Source organism: Streptomyces sp. NPDC048416, from assembly GCF_043200435.1.
GTDB lineage: Bacteria > Actinomycetota > Actinomycetes > Streptomycetales > Streptomycetaceae > Streptomyces.
On record NZ_JBICXU010000001.1, the window covers coordinates 91,108 to 112,841 of the forward strand.

The following is a 21,734-nucleotide window of genomic DNA, read 5'->3' on the forward strand; positions in this document are numbered from 1 at the left end:
TCGCCCGCAGCGTCCTGCCGTGGCGGCGATGGCTTCGAGGAGAAGTATGACGTTTCCGATGGGCGCGTGCCCTGGCATCCCCCTTGTCGGGAGATGCACACGGCGCGCCACCGGTTGCCCACACGCTCCTCACAGTTGCGTAAAGGACCGTGCGCATGTGCGAATGCGACGTGTCCGGAACGGGCGGTCACCCCGGCGGGCGGCTGCCTGGCGGGCCCCGCACACCAGGTAGCGTTGGGCCGCCTGCCAGAAGCGCAAATGGATTGAGGTGCCAGTGCCAGACGTCTCCGTGATCGTCATCGTCTACAACGATGAGGATCGACTGCCGACGGCCGTCCAGTCCGTGTTGGACCAGACCCACAAGAGCGTCGAGGTCCTGATCGTCGACGATTGCAGCAAGGACCGCTCCTTCGAGGTCGCGCAGGAGCTCCAGGCCGCCAATCCGGGACGGGTCCGGGCATTCCAGCTGCCGCAGAACAGCGGCGGCTGCGGGGCACCGCGCAACCACGGGATCTCCGAGGCGCTCGGTACGTACGTGATATTCCTCGACAGCGACGACGTCCTGGAACGGAACGCCTGCCGGAACATGGTCGCCGCGGCCGAGCGCACCGGCGCCGACCTCGTCTCCGGGATGTGCGTCCGCGTGTACGTCGACAGCCGTCACGGCAAGACCGTCGAGTGGTATCCGTGGATCTACTCGGCGACCCGGACGCTCGAATCGATCACCGAGATGCCGGACCTGCTGGTCTTCGACACCCTGTCCACGAACAAGTGCTACCGGCGCGCGTTCCTGCTGGAGCAGGGGTTGTCCTTCCCGGTCGGCATCCACTACGAGGACCTGCTGTTCTCCGCGCAGGCCTATGTCGCGGCCGAGCGGATCACGCTGATCCCCAACCATGTGTACTTCTGGAACGTCGTGGAGAACTCCTCGGCGAAGTCGATCAGCAACCGGCGCCATGAGATCGCCAACTTCGTGCACCGCATGGAGATCCACCGGCGCGTCGACGACCTGCTGGAATCCAAGGGCTACGACGACCTCAAGTTCCGCAAGGACGTCAAGTTCCTCAAGCACGACCTCGTCCTTCATCTGCGCGATCTGCCGCTGCTCGACAACGAGTACCGGCACGAGTTCGCCGAGCTCGCCAACAGTTATCTGGCGACGATCTCTCCGCAGGCGTACGCCGAGGTCAAGCCCATCCAGGCGATCTGCGCGTATCTGCTGGGCCAGGAGGACTGGAAGAATCTGATGCCGGCGGCGGACGCCCTCATCAGCCCGGGCAAGGTCACAACGCCGCTGGTGGAGAAGAACGGCCGTGTCTATTGGTGCGCCGAGCACCTGGACGATCCGGACGGCGCCCGCATCCTCGACGTCACCGACGCCGGCTACCACACCCGCCCCCTGACCAAGCTGTCCCTGGGCAACCGCCTCACCTCCTACGCCGACGACGGGCGCGGCAAGGTGCGGCTCGGCGGCTCGGTGGTGAACCCGCTGGGCCGCGTCAGGCCGAGTGCCGAGCTGCGCGGCTCCCTGGAGTTCCGGGCCCGCCGCACCAGCCTTCAGTCCTTCCACTTCCCGCTCACCTCGCTGACCCACGAGGGGCGCACCCTGGACTGGAAGGCGGAGGCGGACATCGCCCGCAAGCTGCGTCCGCTGGGCATCATCGACGTGGTCTGGGACGTCTGGCTGAACCTGGACATCGACGGCGACGCGGTCGCGACCCGCGTCTCGGCGGGCAGCATCGACGTGAACTCCGGACACCCGCTCCATGTGCGCCCCCGGCTGACCCGGCTGGTCTCCGACCGCATCGAGCCGTCGGTCTCCAAGAAGGGCAACCTCTCCTACGTCCTGACGGCGCGGGGCGCGGCCGCGGTGCGCGCGCAGGGGCTGATCGAGGAGGCGCTGCGCAGCAGGGCCGCGGGCGTCGCCAAGAAGGGGCTGCGCAAGGCCCGCCGGGCGAAGAAGGACCTCAGTTCGGGCGCCACCAAGGTCCGGGTGTACGACGAGGTGCTGTGCAAGCTGCCCATCCGCAAGGGTCTGGTGGTGTTCGAGAGCCACATGGGCAAGCAGTTCAGCGACAGCCCGAAGGCGATCTATGACGAGATGCGCCGTCAGGGCGTGGACTTCGAGGCCGTCTGGTCCTACGAGGGCGCCAAGCCCACGGGCTTTCCCACGGATGCCACGCTGGTCAAGCGGTGGAGTTACGCGTATCTGCGGGCGCTGGCGCAGGCCGAGTTCTGGATCGACAACCAGGGCTTCCCCGCGTCGCTCGCCAAGCGGTCGGGCACGACGTACATCCAGACCTGGCACGGCAGCGCGCTCAAGCGGATGGGCTTCGACCTGCCGCAGATGAAGGTGCTGGGCCGTCCCGAGCGGGAGCGGCACCAAAAGGGCCTGGACCGCTTCGACCACTTCCTGGTCCGCTCCGAGCACGATGTGCGCACCCTGGCCCGTGGCTTCCGGCTGCGTGAGGAGCGGCTGCTGCGCACCGGTTACCCGCGCAATGACGAGCTCGTGCGGGCCCGCCGGGCGGAGGCGGCTTCCGGCTCGCGCGAGCGCGGCCCGCTCGCCGGCGAGCTGAAGATCGACCCGTCCAAGAAGGTCCTGCTGTACGCGCCGACGTTCCGGGCGACCCCGCAGGGCTCGGTCCGCGCCTTCGAGCTGCCCTTCGACGTCGAGGCGTTCGCGGAGCGCTTCGGTGACGAGTACACGCTGCTGATCCGCTCGCACTACCTCAACCAGGTCGTGCTGCCGCCGTCGGTGCGCGGCAAGGTGATCGACGTGTCCAGCGGCTATGACATCTCGCCGCTGCTCGTCCTGGCCGACGCCCTGATCACCGACTACTCGTCGCTGATGTTCGACTACACGCTCCTGGACCGTCCGATGGTCTTCTTCGCGTACGACTACGACGAGTACGCGGACGAAAGCCGTGGCACGTACTTCGATCTGCGGGACAAGGCGCCGGGTCCGATCGTGGCGACCGAGGGCGAGCTGTTCGCGGCGGTGGAGTCGCTGAAGGCGGCCGACGGCGAGTACGCCGGGGCGCGGCAGCGGTTCGCCGCGGAGTTCGGCGAGTACGACCAGGGAAGCGCGGCCGAGCAGATCGTCGCCAAGTTCTTCACCTCCGGGAGCGGCAAGTGAGCGAGCAGTCCGCCAAGGACGGCGGCCGTGACATCTTCTTCGTCTCCAACGCCGTCAACGAGCTGGGCGGCGTTGCGACCTGGTCGCACCAGATGGCCCGGCTGTTCGCGGCCGGCGGCAACCGGGTGCACATCGTGGGCATCACGCCGCCCTCGCACCCCTTCGCGCTGGGCGACGACCTGCCGTACGGGACGACGACGCTGTACGACGTCCACCCGCCGTCGGTGCCCGGGCCGCGCGGCATCAAGGGCAAGCTGAACGTGGCCGAGCGCCGCCGCCGGGCCGCCCGCGCCGCGGGCATGCACGAGCAGGCCGCCAAGCTGACCCGGATGTTCGGCGCGGCGCGGCCGGGCGCGGTCGTCATCGTGACGCAGGTGTGGGCGATGGAGTGGGTGGCGCTCGCCGACACCTCTTCGGTCACCGTCATCGGCATGACGCACGAGTCGTTCGAGACGTGCCGCAGGTCCTCCCGGTTCGGCCGGGTCAAGCGGTACTACCGGGGTGTCGACCGGCTGCTCGCGCTGACCCGCGAGGACGCCGACCTGTGGGCCCAGCACAGGCTCGACAACGTCGACTTCATGCCGAACCCGCTGCCGTTCTTCCCCGATTCGCCGTCCCGGCGCACCGGCAAGCACGTGGTGAGCATCGGCCGCCTCCACGAGGAGAAGGGCACCGACCTGCTCCTGGACGCCTGGTCGGAGGTGGCCCCGCTGCATCCTGGCTGGACGCTGCGGGTGTACGGCTCGGGCTCCGACGAGCAGGCGCTGCGCCGCCAGTGCACGGAGCTCGGTCTCGACGGTTCGGTGGAGTGGATGGGCCGCACCGACGACCCGGCCGGCGCGCTGCGCGACGGTTCGGTCTTCACGCTCGCCTCGCGCGGCGAAGGCTTCCCGCTGTCGCTCCTTGAGGCCATGGCGACCGGTGTGCCGTGTGTGGCCTTCGACGTCGCCCCCGGCATCCGCGAGATCATCCGGGACGGCGAGGACGGTCTGCTGGCGCCTCCCGGCAACACGCTCGCCTTCGCGCGCCGCCTGGACGCCCTGCTGGGGGACCAGGAGCTGCGGGACCGGCTCGGCGAGGCGGCCCGCGAGAACATCCAGCGCTACCGGACCGAGGAGATCGTCCGGCGCTGGGAGGACCTTTTCACCTTCCTCCAGCGCTGAGCCGGGCCGCTTCCCGCGGTGGTGTCGCGGCGTGCGCGCCCCCTGTCCGAAGAGCCCCGGCACCTGGTGTGCCGGGGCTCTTCGCCGTTCCCACCTGCGTGAAAACCCCGGAATCCGGGTACTCACACCCCTTTGACACGGGTCCCCCACACGTCGTCCAATAAAAAAGAAAAGCTGTGTCAGCGTCCGCAACCCCGCGCGCAGGGGGCTCCGGCGTCCCGCAGTCGTGCTCCCAGCCGAGGATGTGTGCCGATGGACCCCGTTGTTACCGTGATCGTCCCGGTGCACAACACCCTGCGATATCTGGAGCGTTGTCTGGGGTCCGTCGACGCCCAGACCATCGGGCGGCGCAAGCTCGAAGTGATCGCGGTCGACGACGGCTCGTCGGACGGCAGCGCCGACTGGCTCGACGCGTGGGCGCGCACCCGGGACCACGTCCAGGTGATCCGCCAGGAGGCTTCGGGCGGCGCGGGCAAGCCCCGCAACGTGGGCATCGAGCGGGCCCGCGGCACGTATCTCTTCTTCCTCGACTCCGACGACTACCTCGGCCGGGACGCCCTGCGCCGGATGGTGGCGATGGCCGAGCAGGAGAAGTCGGACGTCGTGTACGGCCGGATCGTCGGCGTCGGGCGGGCGGCGCCGGTGGAATTGCGCACCACAAGCCCCGAGGTCGACCTCTACGAGTCCCCCGTGTACTGGACGCTGGCCCCCTACAAGCTGTGGCGCCGCTCGCTCATCGAGGAGCACGGGCTGCGGTTCGCCGAGCACCGGCTGCTCAACGAGGACGTGGCTTTCGCCGTCCCCGCGGTGCTGCACGCCCAGAAGATCTCGGTGGTCGCCGACCACGACTGCTACTTCCTTGAGGGGCGCGGCGACGGCACCAACGCCAGCCGCCAGGACGTCGACTGGGTCGACCAGCTCGCCTTCGTCGGCGACATCCTGCGCACCCTGGGCGAGTTGGTGCCGGCCGGCCGCGAACGGGACAAGCTGATGGAGCGTCACTTCCACGGTGAAGTCCTCAGCGTGTTCGCCGAGCCGTACCTGGGCCGCGACGAGCAGGGCCGCCGCGAGATCGCGGCCGCGGCGCGGGTCCTGCTCGACGAGTGGACCACCGACCGGATCATGGAGGCGTTGCCGCCCCGGCTGCGCCTGCGGGTGCACTGTGTGCGCAACGGCCTCCTGGACGAGCTCACCGAGATCGTCCGCGCCGACACCGAGGGCACCTTGGCCCCGGCCCACGTCGAGGGCGACCGCGCCTACGCCGCGTACCCCTACTTCCGTGACGAGCGGCGGGCCATCCCGGATGCCTGCTACGACATCACCTCCCGGGTCCGCCTGATCCAGCGGATCGACTCCTACGCCTGGGACGGGCCGGTGCTGCGGCTCGCGGGCTCGGCCCGGCTCGGCGAGATCGACCCGGCGGGCCGGCGGGTCGAGGTGCTGCTGAGCCGCCAGGGCCACCTCTACCGGGTGCCGGCCGAGGCCGCCGACGACGGCACGTACACCCTCGGCGTCGACATCGGCCGGGCCGCCGACGGCGGGCCGCTGCCCGACGGCATATGGAGCATGCGGGTCGTCGTGACGGCCGGCGAGCTGAGCGGGCAGGCGTGGCTCGCGCGCCCGGCGGACAGCGCGTACGACGTCTCGCCTGAGCCCCGTGTCCTGGACCGCGGCGCGGCGGGCCCCACCGCCGCCGCCGTCTTGCACTCGGCCGCCCACCAGCACCTGGGCCTCGACATCGGCGACACCCGGATGCTGCTCCCGAGCACGGCTCGCGGCAGCGTCACGCGGGCCCGGCTCGGCCGGGTCGAGGCCACCGCGCGTGTCACCGTCCCGGGCTGGCCGCCCGGGCAGGGCGAGGCCCGGCTGCTTCTGGTCTCGGGCCGGCGCACCTTGACCGCTCCCACGCCCACCGAGGTGAGCGCCGAAGGCCGCATCTCGGCGCGGGCCGTCGCCGACGGGGTCGCCCCGGGCACCTGGGAGCTGCGTCTGCGGCTCACGGCGGGCGGGTTCGGCAGGGATCTCGCGGTGACCGACGCGGCGGGCGAGCCGCTGCGGCTGACGGTCCCGGTGCCGCTGGTGCGCCAGGTGCGCCGCAGGGCGGCCGCGGTGCTGCGCGGACGGTGACCTCATGGCGAAGGCCCCGCCGAACGGCGGGGCCTTCGCTCTGCGTACGGTCGGCAGGTCAGCCGTCGCGGTGGTGGCGCCAGCCGGCCCACGCCGAGGAGATCATGGAGCGCACGTCGTGGTGCGCCTTCCAGCCGAGCTCGGCGGCGATGCGGTCGGCGGAGGCGACGACGCGCGCCGGGTCGCCCGCGCGGCGCGGGTGGACCTCGGGGGCGATGCCGCGGCCGCTGATCTCGTTGATCAGGTCGACCATCTCCCGCACCGAAACGCCTTCGCCACGGCCGATGTTGACGGTCAGGTCGGCCACCTCGCCGTCCCGCGCGGTCTCGGCGAGCTTGCGGGCCGCGGCCAGGTGGGCGTCGGCCAGGTCCTCGACGTGGATGTAGTCACGCACGCACGTGCCGTCGGGCGTCGCGTAGTCGTCGCCGAAGATGCGCGGCGGCTGCCCGTCCTCCAGCTTCTCGAACACCATCGGTACGAGGTTGAAGATGCCGGTGTCGGCGAGTTCGGGGGTGGCGGTGCCGGCCACGTTGAAGTAGCGCAGGCAGCCCGTGGAGATGCCGTGCGCCTTTCCGGCCGCGCGTACCAGCCACTCACCGGCGAGTTTGGTCTCGCCGTACGGGCTCATCGGCAGGCACGGGGTCTCCTCGGTGACGAGGTCGACGTCCGGCATGCCGTACACGGAGGCGGAGGAGGAGAACAGGAAGGTGCGCACGCCCGCCGCGGCCACCGCCTCAAGGAGCACGGTCAGGCCGAACACGTTCTCCCGGTAGTAGTGCAGCGGGATCTCGACGGACTCGCCGACCTGCTTCTTGCCCGCGAGGTGCACCACGCCGCTGATCTCGTGCTCGGCGAAGGTGCGGTCGAGGAGCGCGCGGTCCAGGACGGAGCCGACCACCAGGGGCACATCCTGCGCAAGCCTGGCCGCGTCGCCCGTGGACAGGTCGTCGAGGACGACGACGCGCTCCCCTGCCGCGGTCATGGCCCGCACGACGTGGGAACCGATGTATCCGGCGCCGCCAGTGATCAGAAAAGTCATATGCGCGTCCACGTCCTCATCGTCGCCTTGATCGGACCGCCCGGATCAGTCGGCGCAGCTTTGCGCCGACGACTCCGAGAGCCCCGTGCACTCCGGGCGCGAGCCGCACCGCGAGCGATCCGCTCGACGTCCGGTACGGCTGCACCAGCAGAACACCGTACCTGCTGGCGGGAACCACCGTGCGCCGCAGCCCGGAGGGCCGGGCCCGCAAGGTGGTGCACGGGCCCGTTCCGGTGACGGTGTTCAGCCGGACCCGCAAATCCCAGATCTGGGTGCCGCGCCCGCCCGCCGCGGCCAGCCGGGCCAGCGGTACGAGGACCTGGCCGCCCCAGCCGCCCTCGGCCGCGCGCAGCGGCGCGGTCACGGTCAGGGCACTCTCCTCGCCGTCGCGCGGCACGAACTCGACGTCGGCGCGCGCCGGGGCGCCGAGGGCCGCGAGGCGCCCGTACAGCTCGTGCACGCGCAGCTTGAGGAGGCCGCGGCGGCCGGCGTAGAGGGTGGCGTCGACGGTGACCGGCAGCCGTGGGGCGGGCAGCGCGTCGAGCCCGTCGAGTGGCACCCGCGCCAGGTCGTCCGCCCACACCGGGCCGGTCGCCGCGGTGGCGTACGGGGGGATCAGACGGGCCGGGTCGGCGGCGAGCTGAGCCAGGCGCTCCAGGTCGCGGGGGGTGTCGGCGGCGAGCACCACCTGGGCGATCCAGCGGGCGGGCGCCGCGGCGGCGGCCAGCTCGGCGGGCTCGAACCCGGCCAGGTAGTCGCGGGTCAGCCGCCACCAGTCCGCGCGGTAGCCGACGTCGCGCACGCGCAGCTCGCGCAGGTACAGACACAGGTCGTAGTCGATGAACTTGGTCCGGCAGGCGGCCGCGAGGCCCTTGTGGTCGGCGGCCCTGAACGCCTCGACGGACCGGGTGTGGGCGGCGATCCTGGCCTGCCAGTTGCCGATGTCCTCGCGGGCCAGCGAGATGGAGACATGGCTCGCGGCGCGGCGCACGTGCCACACGTAGACGAGTTGGGGCACGACGGCGACGCGGGGGGCCGCGGCGTACACGCGGGACGTGAAGACGAAGTCCTCGTACACGAACTTGCCGTCGGGGAAACGGAGTTGATGGGCCGTCAGGAAGTCGCGTCGGTAGAGCTTGTTGACACAGAGCGTGTCGTGCAGGAGCTCGGGGGCGGCTTCCGGCGACGCGTGCACGGCCGCCTCGCGGTACAGGCCGGGCTGCCAGCGCACGTCGTGCCGGTCGGGAAGTTCACGGCGTACGACACGGCCCACGGCCACGTCGGCCCGGTGCTCGTCGGCCGCGGCCACCAGCGCACGGACGGCTCCGGGGGACAGTACGTCGTCGCTGTCGAGGAACATGACGTACTCGCCGGTGGCGGCGGCGATCCCGTCGTTGCGGGGCGTTCCGCAGCCGCCGCTGTTCTCGGTGCGGCGCACCACCCGCACCCGGGGCTCGGCGGCGGCCAGCCGGTCGAGGACGGCGACCGTACCGTCGCGGGAGCAGTCGTCCACGGCCACGACCTCGAAGACGGCCGGACCCTGGGCGAGGGCCGAACGGACGGCGTCGGCGACCAGTTCGGCGTCGTTGTAGGCGATGACGACGACACTGACGCCGCGACGACCGCCGTCCGGAGTGGGGGGGCTCTGGGTCACCCGCGAATCCTACGGGAGGGAGCTGAGGCCCCTGGCCGCGGCCAAGGGCCCCCGTGGCCGATCAGAACGGGCCGAACTCCTTGAACTCCTGGTCGGCTTCGTCGCGCTCGGCGTCGCGGTCCCGGCGACGCTGCGCCGCCGGTCGGGGGGCCTCCAGGCGGTGGTCCTCACCACGGCGGCCGAGCATTTCGGCGCCGGCCATCATGGTCGGCTCCCAGTCGAAGACGACCGCGTTCTCCTCGGGGCCGATGGCCACGCCGTCACCCGAACGAGCACCGGCCTTCATCAGGGCCTCCTCGACGCCGAGGCGGTTGAGGCGGTCCGCCAGGTAGCCCACGGCCTCGTCGTTGTTGAAGTCGGTCTGGCGGATCCAGCGCTCCGGCTTCTCGCCGCGCACCCGGTAGACCTCGTTCGCCTCGTCGAAGGTGACGGTGAAGCCCGCGTCGTCGACGGCCTTGGGGCGGATGACGATGCGGGTCGCCTCCTCCTTCGGCTTGGCGGCGCGTGCTTCGGCGATGATCCCGGCGAGCGCGAAGGACAGCTCCTTCAGGCCCGTACGCGCGACGGCGGAGACCTCGAAGACCTGGTAGCCGCGCTCTTCGAGCTCTGGCCTGATCATGTCGGCGAGGTCCTGGCCGTCCGGGATGTCGATCTTGTTGAGGACCACGATGCGCGGCCGGTCGTCGAGGCCGCCGTACTGCTTCAGCTCCTCCTCGATGATGTCGAGGTCGGAGACGGGGTCGCGGTCGGACTCCAGCGTCGCGGTGTCCAGGACGTGCACGAGCACCGAGCAGCGCTCGACGTGCCGCAGGAACTCAAGGCCGAGGCCCTTGCCCTGGCTGGCGCCGGGGATCAGGCCGGGGACGTCGGCGATGGTGTAGACGGTCGAACCGGCTGTCACCACACCGAGGTTGGGGACGAGGGTCGTGAACGGGTAGTCCGCGATCTTCGGCTTGGCGGCCGAGAGCACCGAGATCAGCGAGGACTTGCCGGCGCTCGGGTAGCCCACCAGGGCCACGTCGGCGACGGTCTTGAGCTCCAGGACGATGTCGGCCGACTCGCCGGGCACACCGAGCAGCGCGAAGCCGGGGGCCTTGCGGCGGGCGGAGGCGAGCGCCGCGTTGCCGAGGCCGCCGCGGCCGCCCTGGCCCGCGACGAAGGTGGTGCCCTCGCCGACCAGGTCGGCGAGCACATTGCCCTGCTTGTCGAGGACGACGGTGCCGTCGGGCACGGGCAGGACCAGGTCCTGGCCGTCCTTGCCGGAACGGTTGTCGCCGGCGCCGGGCTGGCCGTTGGTGGCCTTGCGGTGCGGCGAGTGGTGGTAGTCGAGGAGGGTCGTCACCGACTGGTCGACGACCAGGGTCACGTCGCCGCCGCGGCCGCCGTTTCCGCCGTCCGGGCCACCGAGCGGCTTGAACTTCTCACGGTGGACGGAGGCACAGCCGTGGCCCCCGTTACCCGCGGCGACGTGCAGCTCGACGCGGTCCACGAAGGTGGTCATGGGATGTGCCTCCTGGGGCCCCCGACGAAGGACCGGGGGAAGATACGGGGATGTCTATTCTGTAACACGCGAAAGGCGGACCCGCTTCCCGAAAGGGAAGTGAGGTCCGCCTCCGCTGAAATCGCTCTACAGATGCCTAAGTGATCAGGCAGCCGGAACGATGTTCACGACCTTGCGGCCACGGTGGGTGCCGAACTGCACCGCACCGGCCTGCAGCGCGAACAGGGTGTCGTCGCCACCGCGACCGACGCCCGCACCCGGGTGGAAGTGGGTGCCGCGCTGGCGGACCAGGATCTCACCGGCGTTGACGGTCTGACCGCCGAAGCGCTTGACGCCGAGCCGCTGAGCATTGGAGTCGCGACCGTTCCGAGTGGACGATGCGCCCTTCTTGTGTGCCATGTCTCCTCAGTCCCTTACTTCGCAGCCGTGGGGATGCCGGTGACCTTGATCGCCGTGTACTGCTGGCGGTGGCCCTGGCGACGGCGGTAACCGGTCTTGTTCTTGTACCGAAGGATGTCGATCTTGGCACCCTTGTGGTGGTCCACGACCTCGGCGGTGACCTTGATGCCGTCAAGGACCCACGGGTCGCTGGTCACGGCGTCGCCGTCGACAACGAGCAGGGTCGAGAGCTCGACCGTGTCGCCAACCTTGGCAGTGGAAATCTTGTCAACCTCAACGATGTCGCCGACAGCAACCTTGTGCTGGCGACCACCGCTGCGCACGATGGCGTACACGCGGATCTCTCTCTCGCTCGATACGGAACCCTTGAAGCCAGCCGTCCCGCGGAAGGCAGGGGGCCTCCCCCGGCGAACCGGGAGGTGAGGTGCTCAGGGGCAGGCGCGTATATAAACACGCCGAAGGACAAGGCTACGGGGCCGGACGTGGTGGGTCAAACCAGCGTCATTACCCGCACTGCTCGGCGGCGAAACCACGCGGCCAGGACGGAAGCCCCGGCTCCGCCGTGACGTGCACGCCCTGGCGTACGACGGAGCCCGCCCCCGATGTCCCGGGGGCGGGCTCCTGAGCCGTACGCCGGCCAACTGCCGCGGGCCGTACGCCGGTTGAGCGGCGGCGGCCGGGCGGCTGTGCGGCGCTGTGCTGCTGTTGTCAGCCTTAGCCGTTAGCCGTTGGCTGTTAGCCGTCGGCCGTACGCCGGTTGAGCGGCGGCGGCCGATCGGCTGTCCGGCGCTGCGCTGCTGTTGTCAGCCGTCAGCCATCGGTCGTGGGCCGCCTGCGGTGAGCGGGAGGCGTGAGGCCGAAGGCGTCAGTTGTCAGCTGTCAGTCGTCAGCTGCCAACTGACGACTGACGACTGTCCGCTGTCAGCTGTCAGCTGTCAGCTGTCGGTCGGCGCCGAGACCGACGTCTGCGACTGCTCGGCCGCCGCCGTCTTCTTGGCCGTGGCCTTCTTGGCGGTCGTCTTCTTCGCCGCGGTCTTCTTGGCCGCCGTCTTCTTGGTGGCGGCCTTCTTCGCGGTGGCCTTCTTCGCCGTCTTGCGGGCCGCCTTCTTGGCCGGTGCGGCCTCCTCGGCGGACTCCGCGGACTCGGCGGGCTCCGCCGGCTCCGGCTCCGCCGACTGGGCGGTTGCGGCCTGCTCGGCCGCCGGAGCGGCCACCACCACGACGACCGCGGCTTCCTCGGCGCCCGACGGCGAACCCGCCGGGGCCGTGGCCTTGCGCGTCGCCCGGCGGCGGGCCCGCGGCGGGGCGGCGACAGGCGCCTCCTCGACAGCGGGCTCGGCGACGGGCTCGGTCACGGACGCGGCGGGCTGAGCCGCCGGCTCCTGCGCCGTGGGCTCGGCGGCCTGCGGCTCGGGCTCCGCGACGACCACCACCGGCTCGGCGGCCGCCGTCGGTGCGCCCGCCGGGGCGGTCGCCTTGCGGGTGGCACGGCGACGGGTGCGGCCGCCGCGCGGCGCGTCGTCCTCGATGAACGAGGCGACCGTCACCGCCGCCGGAGCCTGCACGGCCTCCGGCTCGTCGGCGGCGGGGGCCTCGACGGCCGCCGCGCGCGGCGCACCGGCCGGAGCCGAGGCCTTGCGGGTGGCGCGTCGGCGCGACCTTCCGCCACGGGCGGCGGACTCCGCCTCCGCGATGCTGCTGTACAGCTCCTCGTCCGGCACGAACTCCGGCTCGGCCAGCGCGCGGGGCGCGGCGACCTCGGCGGCCACCTCCGCCTCGGACTCGACGGACTCGGACTCGACGGACTCGATCTCCGGGATCTCGTGCTCGTGGGTGTGCTGGTCGTGCTCGGCGCCGCCGCGGCCGCGCTTCTTCGCACGCTTGCCCGCACCGCCACCGGCCGCGGCCGGCTGCTCCATGTGCACGATCACGCCGCGCCCGTTGCAGTGGACGCAGGTCTCCGAGAACGACTCCAGCAGGCCCTGGCCGACCCGCTTACGGGTCATCTGCACCAGGCCGAGCGAGGTGACCTCGGCCACCTGGTGCTTGGTGCGGTCGCGGCCCAGGCATTCGAGCAGGCGGCGCAGCACCAGGTCGCGGTTGGACTCAAGGACCATGTCGATGAAGTCGATGACGACGATGCCGCCGAGGTCGCGCAGCCGCAGCTGGCGCACGATCTCCTCGGCCGCTTCGAGATTGTTCCTCGTCACGGTCTCTTCGAGGTTGCCGCCCTGGCCGGTGAACTTGCCGGTGTTGACGTCGACGACGATCATCGCCTCGGTCTTGTCGATCACCAGCGAACCGCCGGACGGCAGCCAGACCTTGCGGTCGAGGGCCTTTGCCAGCTGCTCGTCGATCCGGTACGTCGCGAAGACGTCGACCTCGCTGGTCCAGCGCGAAAGCCGCTCGGTGAGGTCCGGCGCGACGTGGGCGACGTATCCCTGGATCGTCTCCCACGCCTCGTCACCGCTGACGATGACCTTCGTGAAGTCCTCGTTGAAGATGTCGCGGACGACCCGGACGGTCATGTCCGGCTCGCCGTAGAGCAGCGACGGCGAGGACGTCGAGATCTGGCTCGCCTTCTTCTGGATGTCGGTCCACTGCGCCTGGAGGCGCTCGACGTCACGGCGCAGCTCGTCCTCGCTGGCGCCTTCGGCGGCGGTGCGCACGATGACGCCCGCGTCCTCGGGGACGATCTTCTTGAGGATGGTCTTCAGACGTGCGCGCTCGGTGTCGGGCAGCTTGCGGCTGATGCCGGTCATCGAGCCTTCGGGCACGTACACCAGGTAGCGGCCGGGCAGCGAGACCTGGCTGGTCAGGCGGGCGCCCTTGTGGCCGATCGGGTCCTTCGTCACCTGGACGAGCACCGACTGGCCGGACTTGAGGGCGGCCTCGATGCGGCGCGGGCCGTTGCCCATGCCGAGCGATTCGAAGTTGACTTCGCCTGCGTACAGGACGGCGTTGCGGCCCTTGCCGATGTCGACGAACGCGGCCTCCATCGACGGCAGCACGTTCTGGACCTTGCCCAGGTAGACGTTGCCGACGTACGAGGTGGCCTGCTCCTTGTTGACGTAGTGCTCGACGAGCACGTCGTCTTCGAGGACGCCGATCTGGGTGCGCTCGCCGCTCTGGCGGACGACCATGACGCGCTCGACGGCTTCGCGGCGGGCCAGGAACTCGGCCTCGGTGATGATCGGGACGCGGCGGCGGCCCTGCTCGCGGCCTTCGCGGCGGCGCTGCTTCTTCGCTTCCAGACGCGTCGAGCCCTTGATGGACTGGACTTCGTCGGAGGACGTCGAGGTGGCGGCGGACTCGGCGCGCTCGCGGGCCGGGCGCGGCTCACGGACCTTGACGACGGTGCGCTCCGGGTCGTCGGGGCCCTGCTCGGCGGCCTCGGGGCCCGCGTCACCGCTGCGACGACGGCGGCGGCGCCGGCGCCGGCTGCTGCTGGTTCCGGCGGCGGACGGGGTGCCGTCGGCGTCCTCGTCCTCGTGCTCGTCGTCCTCTTCGTCGGACTCGGCGGCGTCGGTCTGCTCGGCGGGCTCGTACGTCTCTTCCGCGGCGTCGTCCGCCTCGGCGCTCTCACCGCGACGGCGGCGACGGCCGCCACGGCGACGGCGGCGCGAGGGGCGGTCGTCCTCGTCGGCGTCGGACTCCACGTCGGCTTCGGCCTCGGCGGGCTCTTCCGCGGGCTCCTCGGCCGGCTCCTCGACGGGCTTGTCCTGGACGTGCTCGGCGCTCTCGCCACGACGGCGGCGACGGCGCGAGCGGCCCTGCGGCTCGGCGGCGGGCTCGGTGACGGCGGCCTCGGCCACCGTCTCCTCGTCCTCGGCGGGCTCCTCGACGCGGGCGACGGCGGCGGCGGCCGCGGCCGTCTCCGGGGTCTGGAACATCGGCTCGGTGAAGACCGGCGCCTGGAACACGGCGACGGCGGGGCGCGTGGCGCGGCGGCGCGATCGGCCGGTCGTCGGCTCCTCGGCCTGCGGCGCGGCCTTCGGCTCGGGCTCGACGGGGGTGAACTGCGGGGCGGACGCGGGCCGGGCTGCGCGGCGCCGGCCGCGACCGCGGGGTGCCTCGTCCTCGGCGGCGGCCGGGGCCTCGGCCTCGGCGGGCTGCTCAGTGGCGGCCTGCGCGGCGGCGGCGGCCTGCGGCGCGCCTGCGGGGGCGGTGGCCTGGCGGGTGGCACGGCGACGGGTACGACCGCGGGGCGCCTCGTCCTCGACGACGGCCGGGGTCTCGACGACGGCCTCAGCCTGGACGGTGGCCTCGTCGGCCTCCTCGGCCTCCTCCGGCTCGTCCTCTTCGAGCTCGTCGGGGCCGGTGGCCTCGGCGACGGCGGGCGCGGCGACGGTGGTCTGCGGCGCGGTCGCCTTACGGGTCGCGCGGCGACGGGCACGCGGCGCGGGCGCCTCGGCTTCCTCTTCGACGCTCTCGGGCGCCGTTGCGGCGGCCGGGGTCTCGGCCACGGCCGAAGTCTCGACGATCTCCTCGGCGGCCTGCGGCGCGCCGGCCGGGGCGGTCGCCTTACGGGTGGCACGGCGACGGGCACGCGGCGCGGGTGCCTCGGCGGCGTCACCGGAAACCTCGGCGGCCGGCGCGGGCGCGGCCTCGACGATCTCCTCGGCGGCCTGCGTGGCGGCGGCCGGGGCGGTCGCCTTACGGGTGGCACGGCGACGGGCACGCGGCGCGGGCGCCTCGGCGGCGTCACCGGAAACCTCGGCGGCCGGCGCGGGCGCGGCCTCGACGATCTCCTCGGCGGCCTGCGTGGCGGCGGCCGGAGCCGTGGCCGTACGGGTGGCTCGGCGGCGGGTCCTCGGCGCCGACGCGGCGACGGCCTCGTCTGCGGGCGGCGCGGCGGGCCGGCCGGTGGCGCCTGCGGTGTTCTGCTCCGCGGTGTTCTGCTCCGTGGCCTGAGCCGCGGGCTCGGTGCCCTGCGCGCCGGCCGGGGGGCCGGCGGGCCGCGATGCCGCGCGGCGCCTGCGGCGCGGCGGCAGCGTGTCGCTGGGGCTGTTCTGGTCGTTGGTGTCTCCGGGGGTGCCGGATTCGTTCTGCTCAAGCATGCGGGCGTAGCTCCCGTCACGCTCCCGGGCGCCGCGCCTGTTCCGGTCCGGCGGCACGTACCGCGTCGATGTGCGCGGGTGCCGCCGTCCGGGGCGCGGGCGCCGCACGGGAGCTGATGTGTCTGGCTCGCCGGTTCCCTGCGCGATGTACGCACGGCCTGGCGAAAGTCTGTTAGGTCAGTGCGCGGCCCGACCCAGGTGGCTCCCGAGTGCCAGGGCTGCGCTACGACGACCGCCCTTACGCGGCGGGACCTTCCGGCGCCGTCGCAGAGACGGTCCCGGCGGCCGTTTGTGGAGCGGCCGGGGCTGCCTCGCGGTCGGGCGCGAGCGGGTCGGTCACCGTGCCGGACTCTTCGTCGAAGGGCCCCTGCGCCAGCCGGGTCACCGCTGCGGGGACCGGCGGCGCCAGGTCGGCCACGGCTCGGAGACCGGACAGGACGTCGTCGGGTCGCACGGCAGGTGTCATGTGCCGCACTACCAGCCGCAGTATCGCACAGCCGTCGCCGAGAGGCCCATCGGCCTGCGGAGCGAGCGCCTGGAGCTCGGCGACCGCGCCCCGGGTGTCGAAGGTGCGCACGCCGTTCTTGGTCTTGCGCTGGACCTCGACGGTCTCGGCGGCGAGGAACGTCTCCACGGCCTTGGCGGCCGCGTCGAGGGGGACGCCGTCGAGCCGCAGCTCCCAGATGGAGGCGGTCAGCCGGTCGGCGAGGCCGGAGGTGCGGGCCTCGACCGCGTCGATGACGTCGAGCCCGGCGGGCAGCGACTCGTCGAGCAGGGCGCGCAGTCTCTCGGGGTCGCGCTGTGCGGTGAGCGCGATCTCCAGGTACTCGGCCTCGGAGCCGACGCCGGTGGGTGCGGCGTTGGCGTACGACACCTTGGGGTGCGGGGTGAAGCCCGCCGAGTACGCCATGGGCACCTCGGCGCGGCGCAGGGCCCGCTCGAAGGCGCGCTGGAAGTCACGGTGGCTGGTGAACCGGAGGCGGCCGCGCTTGGTGTAGCGCAGGCGGATGCGCTGCACCGCGGGTGCGGGCGGCGGGCCTTCGGGCTGTCGCTTGCCCAGTGGTTCTTCTCCTCGTGCGGGGCGGGCGCGGTGGGCGCCGCCCACCGTCCTGTGGGGGCCCCTCCGGTCACGGACCGTATGCCGCCCGGCTCATCCCTCGGCTTTGCTGAGGGAGATCTCGGGGGCGGGCACCGCGCCGGAGGCAGTAGTTGTACTACCCAGAGTACGCGCCCGGTGCTCGGCCGGTTCCCGCGGCGGCCCGCCGACCAGCGCCCGCCAGGCGTCCTGGCGGGCGGTCCGTACGGTGTGGCGGGCCGAGGCAAGCGCTTGACGTGCGGCGCGCCCCGCGCTGCGGGCCGCCTCGCCCGCGGCGCGCCCCACCGCGCGGGCAGCCCGTCCGAGCGGCCGCAGCACCGCGTCCCGCACCGCGTGTCCGACCGGCGTGAGCAGGGTGACGTACACCCAGCGCACCGGCCGGCCGACGACATTCCAGCCCAGCCACTTCACGGCCCGCCCGACCGCCCGCGAGACGAAACCGGCGGCCCGCCAGGCGTGGCCGAAGGCGGCGCCGATCTCCCGCACGACGACGAGGACCGCCCGCCCCAGCGGCGCCAGGACCGCGCGGTACAGCCACACGGCGGGCACCACGAGCAGCAGCGTGCCGAGCGCGGCGAGCCCCCGCCCCGCCGCGGCGAGTCCGGCCGCGGCCAGCGCGGCGAGGCGGGCGAGCCCGTGCCCGACCGGGGTGAGCACGTACCGGTACAGCCAGCCCGTCGGCACGAGGAGGCCGTACCGCAGCAGCGGCGCGAGCACCCAGCGCCCCAGCACGACCCAGGGCCACACGAACACGGCCCGCAGCACCCAGCCGAGCACGAGCGCGACGCCCTTGACCCCCCACACGAGGGCGCGTCCGAGCGGCGCGAACACCGCCCCCCACACCAAGGGCGCCACGACCAGTGCCCTGACGACCCACGCCAGGCCGGCCCCCACCGCCCCGAGCGCGGCCCCGACCAGCTTCACCAGCCAGGCGATCGCGTGCCCGGCCGGCGTCAGCACGGCCCGGTACAGCCACCCGGACGGGATCACGACCAACACCCGCCACAACGGCGCGAACACCACCCGCCGCACCGCTTTCGCCCCGGCGGCGAGCAGGTCCCAGACCATCCGCACGGGCACGACGAGCACGAAGACGACGATCCGCACGGGGATGCGGATGGCGACGGTGAGGCAGCCTTCGGGGGTTTGCGGGGCGGATCGGTTCTCCATGCACTCAGGGACGCGCGAACGCCCCTGGACGTTGCAGACGTTGCAGACGTTGCACGAGTTCGGCACAACCGCGCTTCCAGAGAGCGCGCAGGCACCGTCGCCGCTCGTCACACCGACCTCGGCCTCGATGCCGTCGCCAATCAAGCGGGCCGGGCGCCATCATGCTCCACTGCCGTGACGGCGACTCGTAGCGAGCCGTCAGCCGACGCCGCGACGCGGGCGAGGCTGGCGTCCACGGGGTGACGTGCCACGATCATTTCCTCATCGCTCTCCAGAGGCAGGACCCGTACGTCCCACCCCGCTCCGCCCAGGCTGTCGCGCCCGCGGCTCATCGCGCCCCTTCGCGCTTCCCTGCTGAGGGGGACGGTCGACCACGCGTGGTGCATCAGCACATCCGCGCCGTCCTCGACGCGCCCCACCCCGTCACCGGCCTGAGGTTGGTGACGCACGCCAAGGGCTTCGTAGATCCGGCTTGAGTGCCCCAGCACGCGCCGTTCCGCGTCCGACGCCCCGGGCGATGTCCGGAGCGCGGCCGGGTTCACTTCCGAAGGCGTCCCTGCTCCGCCGGCAAAGCATGGAGACGTGACGGAGATGGCCGCGATGCCTTCGCCCGTCTCCTTGTTGGTGGGGCCGATGATGCCGTCCATCCAGAAATCATCCGTCGGCGTGCGCATGTAGATCTCCGGGTACGGGTCGTTCCAGTCCGCATCCGGAGAGGCAAACGTGTACCTCTGCTTGACCCAGGCGTCTCGAACATGACGGAGCAATCGCTTGGCCTCGCTTCCCGGCACGTCGGTCAACTGGTACGTGAGAGCCACCTGCTTACGTCCGCTTGCGCTTGAGTCGTCATCGGCCAGACACGGGCCTACCGGCGTGGGGCCGATCCGCTTCAAGTTCGGCTTGGGCAGCATCCCGTCCACGGCTTGGTGGATGATCTCCTCTGCCCTCTTCGTCGCCTGCTGCTCATCCATCGTGCCGGCCCGATTCTGTGTCGTCTTGTCGCTCTGGCCACCCTCTCCGACTCCGCATGCCGCTGCCCCCACCGTCATGATCAAGAGCGTCGCAGCCATGACGACTGAGTGAAGTCTCACGGCTTTCCTCCGGTGGCGATTTTTGCCCTATGCGCGAGCGATTCGCCCTCCCAGTACTGCGAGTGGGCCGGCATGAACCCATCCGCCCCCGGGAGTTCCCCGTCCGGTGGCCGCCGCCTTGGTCTGCAATTGTTCGGCATGACGTATCGCCCCATCGATCTTCGCGAGCTCGGCGCCGGCACCCGGGACGAATGCGTCGCATTATCAGCCGTATCCGGATTGCCGATCGACATGATGACGTGTCCCGACTTCTTGCCGTCGAATCCCAGCAGGTAAGGACGAGCCCCCAAGTCTCCGTTGTAGCTGTCGTATCGGTTCTGGATCTTTCCCATGGTCTCGATGGCGTGGTCAACTGATCTTTCCGATCCGCGCACTTGTTGTTCCACGCCATCCATGCGTCGGCATAGGCCTTCGAGGCGAAGCCACCAGACGTGATGTAGGTGTACTTGTTTGTGGGCTCGGGGGAATCGAAGCCGGCTCCAGCTGATCCTGGGCCCTCTCGGTGAGGATCGAACGATTGGCCTCGTCACCCCTCCCCCGTGGGCGCAGGGTCCCTCGTCGGGAATGCCCTGTATGGCCCGTGGCCTCATCGACCTTGCTGCCGCACACACTACAAACAGCTGTTCTCCAGCTTCGAGTGTGTGATCACTCAAGTCGGTCTGAGCATCCGTACCTAGTACTCCGGTGTGACTTCGTAGTTCCACGTCACGTCGCGCGTGTGGTGGCTATTGGGCGGTGTCCTGTCCGATCGCGCGGAGGACATCAGCGAGCCAGACCAGGTGGTGGCCCACGGCCCGGTTCGGGTCGGCGAGGAGGTTCTCAAGGTGGTGCCAAGACTCGGAGAGCTGCCCGATTGTGATCGTTCTTGGTTCGTTGGGGACGTCGTAGAGTTCGTCGCCCGGAACAGACCAGAAGTATTCGTGTTCGAGCGCCACTGCGCTGCCGGCTGATGCTTCGATGTGTTGCAGTGCCAGCTCGAAGGCCGCCCGAAGCTGATCAAGGGGGATCCGCAGAGGTTCGCTGTCCATGTGCGCATTGTGCCGATCCGGGCCGTCGGACCGAAGCGAGGAGTTCGGCACCGCCCAGGACCCGACCTGGAGCGAGAACGACCAGCGCGTGATCATCGGGGGTTGTGCGGACTCCTGAAGATCGTGCGGTGGCCGCGAGCCAGAGCGTAGACCCGATCCGGTGGCGGGCGTTTTTCGACCAGGCCATGGACCGGATCGCGGGCCGGTTCCAACGGGTGGAACCGTGGGCAACTGTCCGCGCGTACCTGCTCGGGCTGCTGTCCGGCGTCGAGCAGCCGGGGGCGGGCACTGGTCGACCGTCGGCTCTACCTGCCTGAGCATTCCTGGAGCACTGATCCCGAGCGCCGCCAGGCTGCCGGGATACCTGACGAGGTGCAGTTCGCGACCCAACCCCGCCTGGCCTGGCCTGGCCTGGCCTGGGAGATGATCGCCGCCGCACTGGACGCGAGGGTGGAGGCCCCGTGGGTGACCGGCGACGAAGCATACGGGCAGGACCCGCAGCTTCGTGCCGCCCTGGAGACGCGCGCGGCCGGCTACGTTCTGGCCGTGGCCTGCTCCATCCGGGTCCGGATCAACTCCGGCCGCACACCGTTTCGAGCGGACACAGTCGCCGACCGCCTGCCCGAGGCTGCCTGGCACCGGCAAAGCGCCGGCACCGGCGCGAAAGGCCTGCGCTATTACGACTGGGCCTGGATCGATATCGGCAGCGGTGAACACCGACATTTGCTGATCCGCCGCAACCCCGGCACGAGGGAACTCGCCTTCTACCTGTGCTGGTCACCTGCCGCAGAGCCTCTGGGCGAACTCGTCCGCGTGGCCGGCACTCGCTGGAGCGTCGAAGAATGCTTCCAGGCCGCCAAAGGCCAAGTCGGCCTGGACCATCACCAGGTGAGGCACTGGACCACATGGCACCGGCACGTCACGCTTGCCATGCTCGCGCTGGCCTTCCTGGCCGCCGTCGCCGCCGATACAGCCCCCGACCGGCCAGCGCAACCGCACCACCACACCCGGGGCAGCAACCCGATCTCACTGACCGTTCCGGAGATCCGCCACCTGTTCACCGCCGTCCTCAACCCACCAGTCGTGTCCCCGGCCAGACTGCCGCACTGGTCGAACTGGTCGAACTGGCGCAGACGCCACCAGGCAACAGCCCGGCGCAGCCACTACCGACGACGCTCAACCCACGAGACCAGCGGATAGATCACGAAACCGCACTGGAGTACCAGGGCCGGATTACGCCGAGCCCTGGAAAGTACGCCGCCGAAGT

14 protein-coding genes are annotated in these 21,734 nt (G+C 71.4%); 4 read left to right on the forward strand and 10 right to left on the reverse strand.

Going from position 1 to position 21,734, the window contains the following annotated elements; translation table 11 throughout:
- Positions 1–268: 268 nt before the first annotated feature.
- From ACGFW5_RS00410 to ACGFW5_RS00420, 3 genes are all read left to right on the forward strand, one after another.
- Positions 269–3,139 carry a CDP-glycerol glycerophosphotransferase family protein gene (locus ACGFW5_RS00410; protein ID WP_393831909.1) on the forward strand — a complete coding sequence of 957 codons (2,871 nt, stop codon included), beginning with the start codon at positions 269–271 and terminating at the stop codon, positions 3,137–3,139.
- On the forward strand, positions 3,136–4,302 hold the full coding sequence (locus tag ACGFW5_RS00415) for a glycosyltransferase (protein ID WP_393831910.1): 1,167 nt from the start codon (positions 3,136–3,138) through the stop codon (positions 4,300–4,302). Before ACGFW5_RS00410 ends, ACGFW5_RS00415 begins: the two co-directional genes overlap by 4 nt.
- Before the next feature lie 252 nt (positions 4,303–4,554).
- Complete coding sequence (locus ACGFW5_RS00420) at positions 4,555–6,429, forward strand: glycosyltransferase family 2 protein (protein WP_393831911.1); 1,875 nt, start codon at positions 4,555–4,557, stop codon at positions 6,427–6,429.
- A gap of 58 nt (positions 6,430–6,487) precedes the next feature.
- Here ACGFW5_RS00420 and galE read toward each other — a convergent pair whose 3' ends face one another.
- The 10 genes from galE to ACGFW5_RS00470 form a co-directional block, all read right to left on the reverse strand.
- Positions 6,488–7,468, reverse strand: coding sequence for a UDP-glucose 4-epimerase GalE (gene galE / locus ACGFW5_RS00425; protein WP_393831912.1), 981 nt, complete (start codon positions 7,466–7,468; stop codon positions 6,488–6,490).
- Between the two features lie 16 nt (positions 7,469–7,484).
- Positions 7,485–9,122, reverse strand: a complete 1,638-nt coding sequence (locus tag ACGFW5_RS00430) for a glycosyltransferase family 2 protein (protein WP_393831913.1) — start codon at positions 9,120–9,122, stop codon at positions 7,485–7,487.
- 61 nt (positions 9,123–9,183) lie between these two features.
- Positions 9,184–10,623: a GTPase ObgE gene (gene obgE, locus ACGFW5_RS00435; RefSeq protein WP_393831914.1), complete on the reverse strand. Its 1,440-nt coding sequence runs from the start codon at positions 10,621–10,623 to the stop codon at positions 9,184–9,186.
- A gap of 144 nt (positions 10,624–10,767) precedes the next feature.
- Positions 10,768–11,022, reverse strand: coding sequence for a 50S ribosomal protein L27 (gene rpmA, locus ACGFW5_RS00440; RefSeq protein WP_267053230.1), 255 nt, complete (start codon positions 11,020–11,022; stop codon positions 10,768–10,770).
- Positions 11,023–11,036: 14 nt separating this feature from the next.
- Positions 11,037–11,357 (reverse strand): 50S ribosomal protein L21, encoded by a 321-nt coding sequence (gene rplU / locus ACGFW5_RS00445; protein ID WP_018846647.1) that lies wholly within the window; start codon positions 11,355–11,357, stop codon positions 11,037–11,039.
- Positions 11,358–11,957: 600 nt separating this feature from the next.
- Complete coding sequence (locus ACGFW5_RS00450; protein ID WP_393831915.1) at positions 11,958–16,082, reverse strand: ribonuclease E/G; 4,125 nt, start codon at positions 16,080–16,082, stop codon at positions 11,958–11,960.
- Between the two features lie 238 nt (positions 16,083–16,320).
- Positions 16,321–17,100, reverse strand: a complete 780-nt coding sequence (locus tag ACGFW5_RS00455) for a TIGR03936 family radical SAM-associated protein (protein ID WP_393831916.1) — start codon at positions 17,098–17,100, stop codon at positions 16,321–16,323.
- Positions 17,101–17,232: 132 nt separating this feature from the next.
- Positions 17,233–18,348 carry a hypothetical protein gene (locus tag ACGFW5_RS00460; protein WP_393831917.1) on the reverse strand — a complete coding sequence of 372 codons (1,116 nt, stop codon included), beginning with the start codon at positions 18,346–18,348 and terminating at the stop codon, positions 17,233–17,235.
- A gap of 140 nt (positions 18,349–18,488) precedes the next feature.
- Entirely contained in the window at positions 18,489–19,418 is a 930-nt protein-coding gene (locus tag ACGFW5_RS00465) for a hypothetical protein (protein ID WP_393831918.1), read from the reverse strand.
- Between the two features lie 746 nt (positions 19,419–20,164).
- The gene (locus tag ACGFW5_RS00470) at positions 20,165–20,467 is read right to left on the reverse strand and encodes a hypothetical protein (protein ID WP_393831919.1); all 303 of its coding nucleotides are present in this window, start codon (positions 20,465–20,467) and stop codon (positions 20,165–20,167) included.
- 309 nt (positions 20,468–20,776) lie between these two features.
- Between ACGFW5_RS00470 and ACGFW5_RS00475 the strand changes: the two genes are divergently transcribed.
- Positions 20,777–21,667, forward strand: coding sequence for an IS701 family transposase (locus ACGFW5_RS00475; RefSeq protein ID WP_393832337.1), 891 nt, complete (start codon positions 20,777–20,779; stop codon positions 21,665–21,667).
- Positions 21,668–21,734: the final 67 nt, after the last annotated feature.